The following is an 11,770-nucleotide window of genomic DNA, read 5'->3' as shown; positions in this document are numbered from 1 at the left end:
GAAGGGGGAGCGTGGCGTGCTGCCGGACGAGTTTAGGGCAAGAGCTGGCGCATGGTCACAAACAGGGTTCGCCCGCGGCTTCAGGGCACGCGGCGACTGTCTGGACGATCGCCCCCTTTAAACAGACGCGGCGACCTGCTGAATGGCCTTCACAGCCCACCTGCTTACATGATGTCTAAAAGGAACTTTGTATGGATTTTGCGATCAGTCCACGGGGACAGGAGTGGCTGGCCCGTGTTCAACGGTTCCTGGAAGATAATGTCTATCCGAACGAGGCGCTCTATGAAGAGCAGCTTGGCGACGAGACCAACGATCTGTGGCGCGTCCCGCCGCTGATGCTGGAATTGCAGCAGAAGGCGCGCGATGCGGGATTGTGGAACATGCACATGCATGACACGCGCCATGGACCGGGCCTGAGCAACCTGGACTATGCGCCCATCGCAGAGGCGTTGGGCCGCGTGCACTGGGCGTCGGAAGTGTTCAACTGCAACGCGCCCGACAGCGGCAATATGGACGTGCTCTCGCTCTACGGCAGCCCGGAGCAGCAGGAAAAATGGCTCAAGCCGATGCTGGCCGGCGAGATCAAGTCGAGCTTCGCCATGACCGAGCCGGCGGTGGCTTCCTCCGACGCGACCAATGTCGAAACCCGCATCGAGCGCGATGGCGACCATTATGTCATCAACGGGCGCAAATGGTGGATCACCAACGCCTATAACCCGCGCACGAAAATCTTCATCGTGATGGGCAAGACCGATCCGACGGCCCCTCTTCACCTCCAGCAGACGCAGATCCTGGTGGAGCCCAGCACGCCGGGCGTTACGCTCGTGCGCTCGCTCCCCATCTTCGGCTATCACGACCGTCCGCACGGCCATGCCGAAATCCTGTTCGAAAATGTCCGCGTGCCGACTGAAAACGTGATCCTGGGCGAAGGGCGCGGATTCGAGATCGCGCAAGGGCGCCTCGGACCGGGCCGCATCCACCACGCCATGCGCATCATCGGCGTGTCCGAGCGGCTGCTCGAAAAGCTGTGCACGCGCCTCACCACCCGCGTCGCCTTTGGCAAGCGGCTGTCGGACGAAAGCGTCTGGAAGGAGCGGATCGCCCGCGCACGCATCAATATCGAAATGAGCCGCCTGCTGGTCTACAAGACCGCGTGGCTGATGGACACGGTCGGCGTCAAGAACGCGCGCAGCGAGATTTCGCAGATCAAGGTCATCGTGCCTGAACTCGCACAGCAGCTGTGCGACGTGGTGCAGCAGGCCTATGGCGCGGCCGGCATGTGCGATGATTTTGGCCTCGCCTATGCCTTCGCCCGCCTGCGCGTGATGCGCATCGGCGACGGACCGGACGAGGTCCACAACCGCGTCATCGCCCGCAATGAACTCAAGAAATATCTTCCGCCCAAAAACGAGGTCGCAACCAATGGCTGATCGGCAGGAACTGCTCACCGGGACGGAAGCGCCGCCCGAACATCTTGCGCTCGACACGCAAAAGCTCGGTGCCTACCTCGCATCGCGCGTCGAGGGGCTGGGCAGCGATTTCCGCGTCGAGAAGTTCAAGGGTGGGCAGTCGAACCCTACCTACAAGCTCGTCGGCCAGGGCAAGAGCTACGTGTTGCGCCGCAAGCCGCCAGGCCAGCTGCTCGCGTCGGCGCACGCGATTGATCGCGAATATCGCGTGACCAAGGCGCTGGCCGATGCGGGCTTCCCTGTCCCGAGCCCCGCACTTTATTGCGACGATGAAAGCATCATCGGTTCGGCTTTCTATATTACTGAATTCATCGACGGCCGCGTGTTCTGGAACGCCGATCTGCCTGGCATAAAGAAGGCCGACCGCACGGCCATCTATGATTCGATGAACGCCTATCTGGCCGACTTGCACAAGCTGGACTACAAGGCGGTCGGCCTCGAAGGCTTCGGCAAGGAAACGGGCTTCACCGCGCGTAACCTCAAGCGCTGGTGCAGCAATTACGAACAGTCCAAGCTGGTCGACGTGCCCGATATCGATTGGCTGATGCAGGCGCTGCACGACCGTCTTCCCGACAGCGAACCCAAAGCCATCCTTCACGGCGACTTTGGCCTGTATAACGCCATGGTCCACCGGACGGAACCGAAGGTCGTGTCAGCCCTGGACTGGGAAATGTCCACGCTCGGCAACCCCTATATCGACCTGGCCCACAATACGCGCGCTTGGTGGGAACCGTTGGGCTTCGCCGAGGGCAGCGCCACGACGCTCCTTGGCCATGATCTGGATGCCCTCGGCATCCCCAGCCTGGATTCCTATGTCGACCGCTATTGCCAGCGCTTGGGCATCAGCGCCATTCCGCATCTCGGCTTCTATTTCGGCTTCGTGCAATTCCGCTACGCGGTGATGATCCAGGGCATTTTGAAGCGGGCGAGCATAGGCACGGGCGTGAACCGGAACGTGAGGCACACGCAGGACCGCGTCTTTGCCATCGCCGCCCTCGCCCGCAAGACCCTCACAGAATCCTGACAAGGTACGATCATGAAACAATATTTCGATTTCAGCGGCAAGGTCGTGCTGGTTACCGGCGGTAGCCGCGGTCTGGGCGCGGCGATTTGCCGTGCGTTCGCCGAACAGGGCGCCAATGTGGTGATCGCCAGCCGCAATGCGGAAAATTGTGAGCAGCTTGCGAGCGAGATCGAGGCGACGTTCGGCGTGAAGGCGCTGGGCATCGGCGCGCATCTGGGCCGCTGGGACGACATCGACCGGATGGTGGACGCGGCCTATGCGCATTTCGGCAAGGTCGACATTTTGGTCAACAATGCCGGCATGTCGCCGATTTCCGACAGTTCGCTCGCGACGCCCGAAGCCTTGTTCGACAAGGTGATCGGCGTGAACTTCAAGGGTCCGTTCCGGGCCACGTCGCTGGTGGCGAGCCGCATGGTCGAGGGCGACGGCGGCAGCATCATCAACATTTCCTCGATCGGGTCGATCCGGCCACAGCCCGAATATGCGCCCTATTCCGGCGCGAAGGCGGCGCTCAACTCGCTGACGATCGCCCATGCGTTCGAATATGCGCCCAAGGTGCGCGTCAACGCCATCCTTCCCGGCAGCTTCAGAACAGACATCGCCAAAGCATGGTCGCCGGAAAAGGAAAAGAACATCAAGTCGGCGATCAAACGCTATGGCGAGCCGGAAGAGATCGTCTCAACGGTCATGTATCTGGCCTCGGAACATTCCAGCTTCACCACCGGCGCCCTTATCCAGGTCGACGGCGGCAGGCCCTGATTGCGGCGTCCACAACAATCCCTTCCGGCGCGCCCCTCGGTCATTGATCGGGAGCGCCGGAAACGCGGTGCGAGCACAAGTTCAGGCTGGTGACGCCTGCCTGAGCCTTAGCATGTGCTTGTCAAGGCCGCACACGATCATTTCAAAGACGGCGTCGAGCCAGCCCTTAGCCACTTCCATCGATCCGGTTTCGTCGACATCATAGTTCGATTGGATGGTCATCTTGCAGTTGTCCGCTGAAATGGGATCGAGCGTCCCGCTGGCGATATAGTTGCGGCTTCCTGCAATCATGCCATCATCCGCATTGTAATAAAGCCTGTAGCCTGTCCGGTCGGCCAGCAGGACAACTTCGCAATTTTTCAGCGGCAGACCGGCATCCACGGCGTTGGGGCGAGTCATGACTCGGGTCCGCAGAATAGCGTCCGGCTCTCCTTCCGGAAAGGATTTGGCAAGAGCCGGGCCGTCATGGTCACCAAGGTCGAGCCAGGAGATGTCGCCCCAATCCATGAACACGTCCCACAATGCGTCGATATTGCCATTCACTACATGTCTGGTTGCGACACATCATTGGGACATGGTAAGTAGCGCCATCTGGGATCACGCGTGGCGCTTTGCCGCTCTTCCTGATGAGGTTTCGTGATGGTGCAGATACATCCTAGGCCCGAAGCACGCCTGTTGTGCGGGCGGCAATCGCCCGTTCTACCGAGCCCGCCAGTGCCCTCCCAATGCGCTCTGCCATCCGCGACAAAACCGCCCGCAAGTGGCGCAGACGCGGAGAAAAGGTGATCCAGGCTGCTTCCTTCCTTCATCGAGCGGCGCGCATGACGCCATGAGCGTTCATGGCGGGAGGCGGCGGGCGCATGCACCCGCCGCCATCCCAGCGCTCCTTTATGCGACGACGACCTTTTCGGCTGCCAGAGTCTTGCGCAGGATACGGCGGTCGATCTTCCACTCCCCGTCAATCTTCACATACTCATCTTCGTACCGAACATGGTTCCGCTCCCGCTCACCGGTCTTCATCTCCGCCTCGCATAAGCAGAATACGATCCCTGTCGCGGTGGTGGCTGTGAGGTCCCTGATAACCAGGTTGCTCATCAGGTGAACGACATGTTGCACGGTTTCGGAAAGCAGCTGGCCGTAGGCACGGATGGCTTCGCGCCCTTCATATAGGCCGTTGCCGAATTCCCGCTCGTCGAAGAACGCGTTGGGCGAGAAGACGTTCGCCCATTCGTCCACTTCGAACAGGTCGATATGCAGGGCATAGAGATTGGTAAGTTCTTCAATTTGCTGACGATCTTCTGTGGACATTGGAATGTTCCTTTCGGTATTGAGTGGAAATGTCATCGGCGTGCGCCGTAGGAACGGCGGATGTTGCGATCTGACGAGCCGCGACATTGATCGTCGGGGGCCACCATCGCGGGTGGCGCCGGCGGAACGCATTGGCACCGCCCACAATGCACAGTTTGCGGACTCCGCCTGCCCGGGCATCCTTGATTTGGCAATAACGACGAACATGCGGGGCACGGATCAGCATGGCGGCCCGTTCTTCATTGATGCGGCCGCCCGCACGATAGCGTTGGCTCGCCCAGCAGCTGCCACATGCCGCCCGCGTGCACCATCCGTCCCGATCCTGCTACCGCATTGCCTTCTCCTCATCCAGTGCCGCCGATCCACCGCCCGGTCCTGCTGACCGACTCCGCTTCGGAAGCGCGCCGCATCACGCAGTGAAGTTCAACCCGCTGGTTAGGATTTTTCTACTATTCAGCTAGTCGGGCGAGATAGCGCTTGTCAACTGCAGCTTGACACTTTGCAGGATTCTAGGCTCTAGGGTGCTGTGCCCGAAACCGTCCGGCTGATACTGCCGTGCGACGCGGGGACTCGGCTATGGCTGACGCCGTCGGCGCACCACAGGGGATGCCAACGATCTGTAGCGACGAGGACAGGAGACATCATGAACAAGATGATCGTGCTGCTCAAGAAAAAGGCGGATATGCCCTTCGCCGACTTTCGCCGTCATTATGAGGAGGTACATGTTCCCCTGTGCGCGCGCTATATGGGGCACTTGATCCAGGATTATCGCCGCTACTACCCAGAGAATCTGAACAATCTTTACCATGGACGCGCTGACGCGGCGTTGGGCGTGGACAATGGTACGCCCTATGACGCGGTTGCGATCTACACGGTCAAGGATGCAGCGGCGTTTGAGGAACTTGTCAGGATCGGGCCGGACCCGGAATTTCAGCGCCTCATCACCGAGGATGAAGAAAGATTTTGCGACCGCGCTGCGACGTTGGAAGGAAGCGCGGCGGAGTCTTTCGGCAACGGCATAATCGGATAGCTGCTGATCACGCAGCCGTCGCCCGCATTCTCATACATTCCCCACCCATTTGGAGATCAAAAATGACGCAGTTCGGGGTCCTTCTGGATCAGCACGCTTATAATCTGAGTCCTGCCGCATTGGCGGACGTCGCGAAATTCGTTGAGAAGCTCGGCTTTGAGAGCGTATGGCTGCTCGACTCGTTCAGTCGCGATCCGTTTCTCGCCGCCTCGTTCATCCTGGCAAACACCCAGACGCTGCATGTCGGCACCGGTATCGCCACCGTCCACAGTCGCGACGCCATGGCCGCAGTGCAGGCGCGCGAAACGCTGTCGGAATATTTTCCCGGGCGGTTCCTGATGGGACTGGGCGCTTCCAACGAATGGATCGTCAACATGCGCGGCGGGACATGGGTGCCGCCGGTCAAGAAGATGACGCAATATCTGGAGGCGATGGCCAACGTCAAACTGGCCCATCCGCGTCCCGAGCAGATGGCTCCGCTGCACATCGCCGCGCACGCGCCGGGTCTTCAGAACCTGGCCCTGCAACATGCCAGCGGCATCATCACATGGATCCTGCCAGTCGACAGCATCCGCACGGCGCGAGCGCATGTCGGACCGGATTTCGAGATCACCGCCAATTTCCCCTGCGTGCTGAACGAGGATGCGGATGCCGCGCGAAGCGTCGCGCGTGAGTTCCTGGCGACCTATCTCCAGATCGACTATTATCGCGCGGCCTATTCCAAGATCGGGTTCGAAACCGCCGATTTCGAGAATGGCGGCAGCGACCGCATGATCGACGCCATCGTCGCTTGGGGCAGCCCCGAAAAGATCAAGGCGCGCGCGGACGAATATGTCGCGGCCGGCGCGACCCGCCTGGTCCTCAACCCGATCCGGGCGTCCAAAGGGAAGATCGAAGGGTCCGAATGGGATGCCGACGCCGACCTGGATAGCCTGACCGAACTGGCGCCGGTGCTGTTGCGCGGTTAAGCGCTCCAGCGCGTTGCTGACAGGACGGGCCCGCCGCCACGACGCGGCCCGTCCTGTCCGCCTTCATCCTGCGCTATGGCACCAGTTCTGCCCTGATCTCGGCCAGCGTGATGCCCTTCCGGGTGGACATCAACTCACGCAACAAGGCTTCATGATCCGCCAGAAGCGGTCGTCGATAACCGCCGATCCGTGCAGGCTCCGTACTACCGGTCTCCCGTGCTCGACGCACGATGCTCACCGCCGCTGCCGGACTCACTTGAAACCGGGCCGCTGCTGCGCGGGCTGAACTCCCTTCCGCCACAGCCGCGACAAGCCGTTTGCGCAAATCCTGGGACAAAGGTGCCGTCATTTCAGCCTCGCCGATTAAACGACATCTTCGAATCAGAACCTATGACTCGGTGCAACTCAAAAATGCTCTAAAGGGCGGTCGTAACCTCATGGCCGCTTCCCCGCACCTATCGCGGACGGAGGGGATCATGCGCCGGCGCGAGGCGCGTCACATGCTGAACGTGAGCACGCACCCGACCGGGGTCGGGATGACGACGAGAGCGCTTGACTATATTCCCGCTTTGCAGCGGGTAGCCTGGCCAGGCGGACTTCAGGCAGAATGTGCCGCGGGCTTCTTGTTGCCGCTGCATCATTATGACGCTCGCGATCAATATGACCGCATATCGCTCAAGCCTCGAATATATCGCCGAGCAGATCATAGGACGGATCCGAACGGTTTCGGCTGTCGGGGCCGATCACGAGTTGGTCCACGCCGTGGGTATAGACGAAATCCAGCATGAACCGGCGGCGCTTGATGCCCCAACGGCCGTCTTGGCAGATCCATTCGTCGAGATAGCGGGCGCGCGCCGTGCTTAGGACATAGCCGCCGTCGGCCTGACCCAGCAGACCTGCGGTGACGTAGGATTCACTGGCCGCCCGCTGGCCCATCAGCTTGATGATCGGGTTGCAGATCTGATGCGACGTAGACACCAAAGTGCTGTGATGGTCGCAGGCCCAATCGATGAACTCCGGGCCGGAACCGCGGAAAATTTCGCCATAATCGGCGAAACTGTCATCGCTCCAGATGCTGTATCCCATTGGGCGATCAATCCGGTCCATCGACCGGCAATAGCGATGCAGGATGTCGGTTATCGCCTGAATATCGCTCAGCGAATTATTTACCTGCCCGACATCTTGCATATGAAATCCTCTCACAGTGCCTGTCCCTGCTCGCTTATCTCCCTATGCGATTCCTCGATCGGACGACGCGGCATGGTTGTTGTAGTGGACTCGCGCCGCAGCGACAGTCTCCGATCGTATCACGGCAGTACGGTCTGCGTAGGATGCAGGGGCATCCCGGGCAGACCGTAGCATTCATCAGAAGCTATATTCAAGACGCAGCCCATAAGTGCGCGGACGAGCCGCGACATAGTAGGTGCCATAAGGCTGTGCGGTAGACCGCAGGGTCGCGTAATGCTTGTCGAAGATATTGTTCACGTAGAAGCCCAGGCGGAGATTGTCGCCCGGAGGGCTGACATAGCCCGAAGCATTGACCAGGAACCGCTCGCCGTCGCGGTCATAGCCCAACTCTCCACCTGCCGCCGGCAGGAAGTTGATCGACGAGCGATACTGGGCGAGGCCAGAAACCGACGCGCTCCAAGAGCCAACAGCGAATGTATAGCTCGCGTTGAACGATCCGGTCCAGTCAGGCGCCTGAGGGGGCGTCGTGCCCGTGATATCGATCGTGCAGGGATAGAGAGTGGCGCCTGGCGCGGCCAGATTGGATTGACCGGTGGGATCGAAACAGACCAGCGATGCCGCACGGAAGGGTTGGTAGCGAGCATGTTGCCATGCGCCGCTCAGGCCCAGGTTGAGACCCTCCATAGGCGTCGCCTGCGCTTCGATCTCGATGCCGTAATTTTCGAGCGCGCCCGCATTTGCGGTGATGATCCCGCCGGAATTGAGGTCGATCGTCTGGCTCTGCTGGTTCTTGTTCTTGAAATAGAAGGCGGCTGCGTTGAAGCGAACCCGGTTGTCCAGCAGCGACTGCTTGATGCCGACTTCATGGCTGAAGATCTTTTCCGGCAGCACCGGCGCGACCGGGAAGATATAGGGTCCCGGGAAGCCGCCCGCCTTGAAGCCGCGCGTGAAGCTGTAATAGAGGTTGGTCGGGCCATTGTCCCACGCCAGCACGAAGCGCGGCGTAAACGCACGCTGTGACGTCTGGAGGTCGAACGAGAAGCTGCTCGGCAGGCCGAGAACCGCGGCGAACGCGGCGTCGGTAAAGCCGTGCGCACCGCGCTCTTCATAGGTGTAGCGCCCGCCGACGGTGACCTTTAGGCGATCGGTCAGCTGATAATAGCCCTCCAGGAACGCCGCATAGGAGCTGGTAGTGGCCGTGTTATCGAAACCGGGCGCCGTCGCCGGATCGACGCTACCGCCGAATGCCAGACCGAGGAAGTTCGGGTTGAGATAGCCCTTGTCATGGAGATAGCTGAGGCCGAACAGGTAGTTGAACGGGCCATCGAGCGTCGAGGTGACCTGTACGTCCTGCGTGTAGGACGTGCCGCCCGAGTCCGGAACGGCGAATTCGAACAGCGGCAGCGGCGTCGCGTCGGAGTCGCCGCCGCTGTCGCGGGACTTCTGACGGCGATAGGTCGTTGTGCTCGACAGTTTGAACGTGTCGAAATCGAAAACCATGTTGAGGTTCACGCCGATATATTCCGTGCGAAGCGGCTGCACGAACGTCCGGTTTTCGGTTTCAAAAAAACCGGTCGAGGGGCGAACGATGCCCGGCGAAAGGACGCATGCGTAGCAGGTCGAATCCTTGCGGCCGAGGGTCGACAAAGGACCGAGCGCATATTTCGTGTTATAATATTGGCCGCCAAGCGTGATGTCGGCGTTGCCCGGTTGCCAGCGCAGCTTGGCCCGCACGCTGTAGGCGCGGCCACCGCCCGCATCCTGGCCAGTGTTCAGGTTGTGAACGAACCCATCGTCCTTCTTGTAGCTGCCGGTCGCGCGGAATGCAAGATCCTCGCCCAAGGGGACGTTGATCATCGCGTTCAGCTGCTGATGATCATAATTGCCATATTCCGCCCGCACGCGGCCTTCGAAGCGGGGGGTCGGATCGGCGCTGTTGACGATGATCACGCCGCCGGTGGCATTGCGCCCGTACAACGTTCCCTGCGGCCCGCGCAGCACCTGAACGCTGCCGATGTCGAAGTTCTCGAGAATTTCGTTCAGCGCCAGATTGCGGGTGAGATATGCGCCGTCTTCATAGATGGCGACCGGCATTTCCAGGCCGACCGACACGGTATCCACGCCGATGCCACGGATGCGGGGTGCGAAGAAGCCGCCGCTGGAAGAGTTGAAGCTGGCGCCGGGGGTAACCGCCGCAATGTCGATGACGTTGGTGAGGCCAAGGCTCTGAACCACCTGGGCCGTCACGGCCGTGACCGCGATCGGGGTGTCCTGCAGCCGTTCCGTACGGCGCTGTGCCGTTACGACGATTTCTCCGGGGACGGCCGTATCGGTGCCTGACGCTGCCGGTTCGACCGCCGCTGCGTCAGGCACGACCTGCGCATAGGCTGCGGTCGAGAGATAAGTGCCGAGCGCAAGCGCCACCCGCATAATGTGTGTCATAAACCTATCCATTTTGCTGATTGGCGGCGCCTCCCCGGCGCCCGTTTATTGCCGAACGATTCGTTCAGGCATTATGATTTCCGCCGCGATCGCTGGGCGACCGCGGCGTTCGTTACGATGCAACGCGGCTTGCTGACTTATTCGGCCGCTTGCAGCGGGGTTTCGCTTTCCTCGTCCAGAAGACGGTGGAGCGTATCGTGGAAATGATGGAGCGCGATTTCGTTACGGCCGAACGTGAAATATTCCTGCGCGCCGCAATCGAGCGTGTCCTGGCTGCTTTGCACGACCGGATAATCTTCGTCACGGACCGTCTGGTGCGTCATCTTGGCCCAGTTCCTGGTTTCCGCTTCCCGGTCAGGCGCAAGGCCGCCTTCCGTGACCATGGTGCGTGACAAGGTGATCGACTTGTCCGGGCTGTCGCCGGGCAGAACCTGATTGACGAACAGCCGTTCGGTGATCGCTCGGTCGCCGCCGCCATGGTCGGTGAAGGCCGTGTCGCTGGCAAACGCGAACTCCATGCTGGGGAACAGCGTATAGGCGATCTGCACAAACCGCTTGAGATCGTCCATTGACGTCGGATCACAATTCTCGATTCCCAACGCCGGCGTCAGATAGCGCGTATGCAGGCCGAAGCTATCAAATTTCAAGATGTTGGGATATACGAACGTCCCGAAGCTCTTCGCGTGCAGACTGATAAAATGATAGGATTCCGCATAGCCTTCGGACGCAAGCTTCCAATTGGCGGCGGACAAATCCATGCGATCGACGATGTGGAAGCGATCGAAGCGGCTCTTCCTGATCATGGCGTCCATGTCGGGACCCAGAAAATCATCGAGATCCAGCGCAAGCCCGGGTGTCAGCATACCCCAGATCAAGCCGTCCCGTTCCTCGACAGCCAGTTCCGTAAGGCCAAGGCAGGCTTTGTCCACGTCGCCGAAGAGATTGCGTTCCGCAATGGATAGGAGCTTGCCGTCCAGGCCGTAGCTCCAAGCATGATAGATACAGGTGAGCCGCGCCGCCGTGCCCTGCCCCTCGGCCGCGACCTTCGCCCCGCGATGGCGACACGCGTTCAGGAACATGCGCACTTCGCCGTTCTTCTGCCGCGTGAGCAAGATCGGCACGCCGACCATGGTGCGCGCCCAATAGCTGCCAGGCTCCGACAATTCGGTAGAAAACGCTATGACGAGAGGCGTCGTCCGGAACAGTTTGACTTCACGCTGCCAGCGATCAGGGTCCGTATATTCCGTGACCGGCAGTCGCTTGACATCGGGCGCCATCGTCGGCTGCTTCAGCCGGACCAGTTCCATGAGGTCATCGTAGAGCGACCGCATTTCGGCATAGGTAAGATCACTCATCGTACACTCCATCAGTCACGGTCTGCCACCCTCATCGCAGCACAACTCCAGTTATTAGTACCCATATCCTATCGGCGTGTACTAGGGATTCGGACAAAGGTAGTCAACTGAAAAAAATATCCGCTCTTTTGCTATTCAGCCAGTCCACCGGCGGGCAACCAGGGTGATCTGATCCGTCTTCGGGTCGAAATATCGACCATGTTCACGCGCCTCTCACAAAGCTGCGC

At 60.4% G+C, this 11,770-nt stretch carries 11 protein-coding genes and 1 pseudogene; 6 read left to right on the top strand and 6 right to left on the bottom strand.

The genetic code is table 11. The features are described 5' to 3' along the window. Positions 1–191: 191 nt before the first annotated feature. The 3 genes from HUK72_RS24765 to HUK72_RS24755 are packed head-to-tail and all read left to right on the top strand — an operon-like array spanning position 192 to position 3,252. On the top strand, positions 192–1,430 hold the full coding sequence (locus HUK72_RS24765; protein ID WP_176599170.1) for an acyl-CoA dehydrogenase family protein: 1,239 nt from the start codon (positions 192–194) through the stop codon (positions 1,428–1,430). Next, positions 1,423–2,493, top strand: a complete 1,071-nt coding sequence (locus HUK72_RS24760; protein ID WP_176599169.1) for a phosphotransferase family protein — start codon at positions 1,423–1,425, stop codon at positions 2,491–2,493. The genes HUK72_RS24765 and HUK72_RS24760 overlap by 8 nt, the downstream gene beginning before the upstream one ends. A gap of 12 nt (positions 2,494–2,505) precedes the next feature. Further along, complete coding sequence (locus HUK72_RS24755; protein WP_176599168.1) at positions 2,506–3,252, top strand: SDR family NAD(P)-dependent oxidoreductase; 747 nt, start codon at positions 2,506–2,508, stop codon at positions 3,250–3,252. Positions 3,253–3,333: 81 nt separating this feature from the next. On the opposite strand, the gene HUK72_RS24750 is transcribed toward HUK72_RS24755, so the two are convergent. Further along, the gene (locus tag HUK72_RS24750) at positions 3,334–3,795 is read right to left on the bottom strand and encodes an SRPBCC family protein (RefSeq protein WP_176599167.1); all 462 of its coding nucleotides are present in this window, start codon (positions 3,793–3,795) and stop codon (positions 3,334–3,336) included. A gap of 96 nt (positions 3,796–3,891) precedes the next feature. Between HUK72_RS24750 and HUK72_RS27490 the strand changes: the two are divergent. After that, positions 3,892–4,052 (top strand): annotated as a pseudogene (locus HUK72_RS27490) (IS481 family transposase); the annotation flags it as partial. An 88-nt stretch (positions 4,053–4,140) separates the two neighbouring features. Here HUK72_RS27490 and HUK72_RS24745 read toward each other — a convergent pair. Then, positions 4,141–4,560: a nuclear transport factor 2 family protein gene (locus tag HUK72_RS24745; RefSeq protein WP_176599166.1), complete on the bottom strand. Its 420-nt coding sequence runs from the start codon at positions 4,558–4,560 to the stop codon at positions 4,141–4,143. A 652-nt stretch (positions 4,561–5,212) separates the two neighbouring features. On the opposite strand from HUK72_RS24745, the gene HUK72_RS24740 reads away from it, so the two are divergent. After that, complete coding sequence (locus HUK72_RS24740) at positions 5,213–5,590, top strand: EthD domain-containing protein (RefSeq protein WP_176599165.1); 378 nt, start codon at positions 5,213–5,215, stop codon at positions 5,588–5,590. 62 nt (positions 5,591–5,652) lie between these two features. Next, complete coding sequence (locus tag HUK72_RS24735) at positions 5,653–6,558, top strand: LLM class flavin-dependent oxidoreductase (RefSeq protein ID WP_176599164.1); 906 nt, start codon at positions 5,653–5,655, stop codon at positions 6,556–6,558. 73 nt (positions 6,559–6,631) lie between these two features. Here the strand turns inward: HUK72_RS24735 and HUK72_RS24730 are convergent, their stop codons facing one another. The 4 genes from HUK72_RS24730 to HUK72_RS24715 all read right to left on the bottom strand — a co-directional run bounded on the left by HUK72_RS24730 (position 6,632) and on the right by HUK72_RS24715 (position 11,543). Beyond that, positions 6,632–6,907 carry a hypothetical protein gene (locus HUK72_RS24730; RefSeq protein ID WP_176599163.1) on the bottom strand — a complete coding sequence of 92 codons (276 nt, stop codon included), beginning with the start codon at positions 6,905–6,907 and terminating at the stop codon, positions 6,632–6,634. A gap of 326 nt (positions 6,908–7,233) precedes the next feature. Further along, positions 7,234–7,746, bottom strand: coding sequence for a nuclear transport factor 2 family protein (locus HUK72_RS24725; protein ID WP_176599162.1), 513 nt, complete (start codon positions 7,744–7,746; stop codon positions 7,234–7,236). 177 nt (positions 7,747–7,923) lie between these two features. Next, positions 7,924–10,188, bottom strand: a complete 2,265-nt coding sequence (locus HUK72_RS24720) for a TonB-dependent receptor (RefSeq protein ID WP_176599161.1) — start codon at positions 10,186–10,188, stop codon at positions 7,924–7,926. A gap of 137 nt (positions 10,189–10,325) precedes the next feature. Continuing rightward, positions 10,326–11,543 (bottom strand): aromatic ring-hydroxylating dioxygenase subunit alpha, encoded by a 1,218-nt coding sequence (locus HUK72_RS24715; RefSeq protein WP_176599160.1) that lies wholly within the window; start codon positions 11,541–11,543, stop codon positions 10,326–10,328. Positions 11,544–11,770: the final 227 nt, after the last annotated feature.

It is taken from the genome of Sphingobium sp. 15-1 (assembly GCF_013375535.1).
GTDB lineage: Bacteria > Pseudomonadota > Alphaproteobacteria > Sphingomonadales > Sphingomonadaceae > Sphingobium > Sphingobium aromaticivastans.
Note: the sequence above shows the minus strand (reverse complement) of the source record. Positions and strands in the feature narration are given on the sequence as shown.

Coding starts and splice junctions, on each gene's coding strand:
- HUK72_RS24765 (WP_176599170.1), top strand. CDS start 192: ATGGATTTTGCGATCAGTCCACGGGGACAGGAGTGGCTGGCCCGTGTT.
- HUK72_RS24760 (WP_176599169.1), top strand. CDS start 1,423: ATGGCTGATCGGCAGGAACTGCTCACCGGGACGGAAGCGCCGCCCGAA.
- HUK72_RS24755 (WP_176599168.1), top strand. CDS start 2,506: ATGAAACAATATTTCGATTTCAGCGGCAAGGTCGTGCTGGTTACCGGC.
- HUK72_RS24745 (WP_176599166.1), bottom strand. CDS start 4,560: ATGTCCACAGAAGATCGTCAGCAAATTGAAGAACTTACCAATCTCTAT.
- HUK72_RS24740 (WP_176599165.1), top strand. CDS start 5,213: ATGATCGTGCTGCTCAAGAAAAAGGCGGATATGCCCTTCGCCGACTTT.
- HUK72_RS24735 (WP_176599164.1), top strand. CDS start 5,653: ATGACGCAGTTCGGGGTCCTTCTGGATCAGCACGCTTATAATCTGAGT.
- HUK72_RS24730 (WP_176599163.1), bottom strand. CDS start 6,907: ATGACGGCACCTTTGTCCCAGGATTTGCGCAAACGGCTTGTCGCGGCT.
- HUK72_RS24725 (WP_176599162.1), bottom strand. CDS start 7,746: ATGCAAGATGTCGGGCAGGTAAATAATTCGCTGAGCGATATTCAGGCG.
- HUK72_RS24720 (WP_176599161.1), bottom strand. CDS start 10,188: ATGACACACATTATGCGGGTGGCGCTTGCGCTCGGCACTTATCTCTCG.
- HUK72_RS24715 (WP_176599160.1), bottom strand. CDS start 11,543: ATGAGTGATCTTACCTATGCCGAAATGCGGTCGCTCTACGATGACCTC.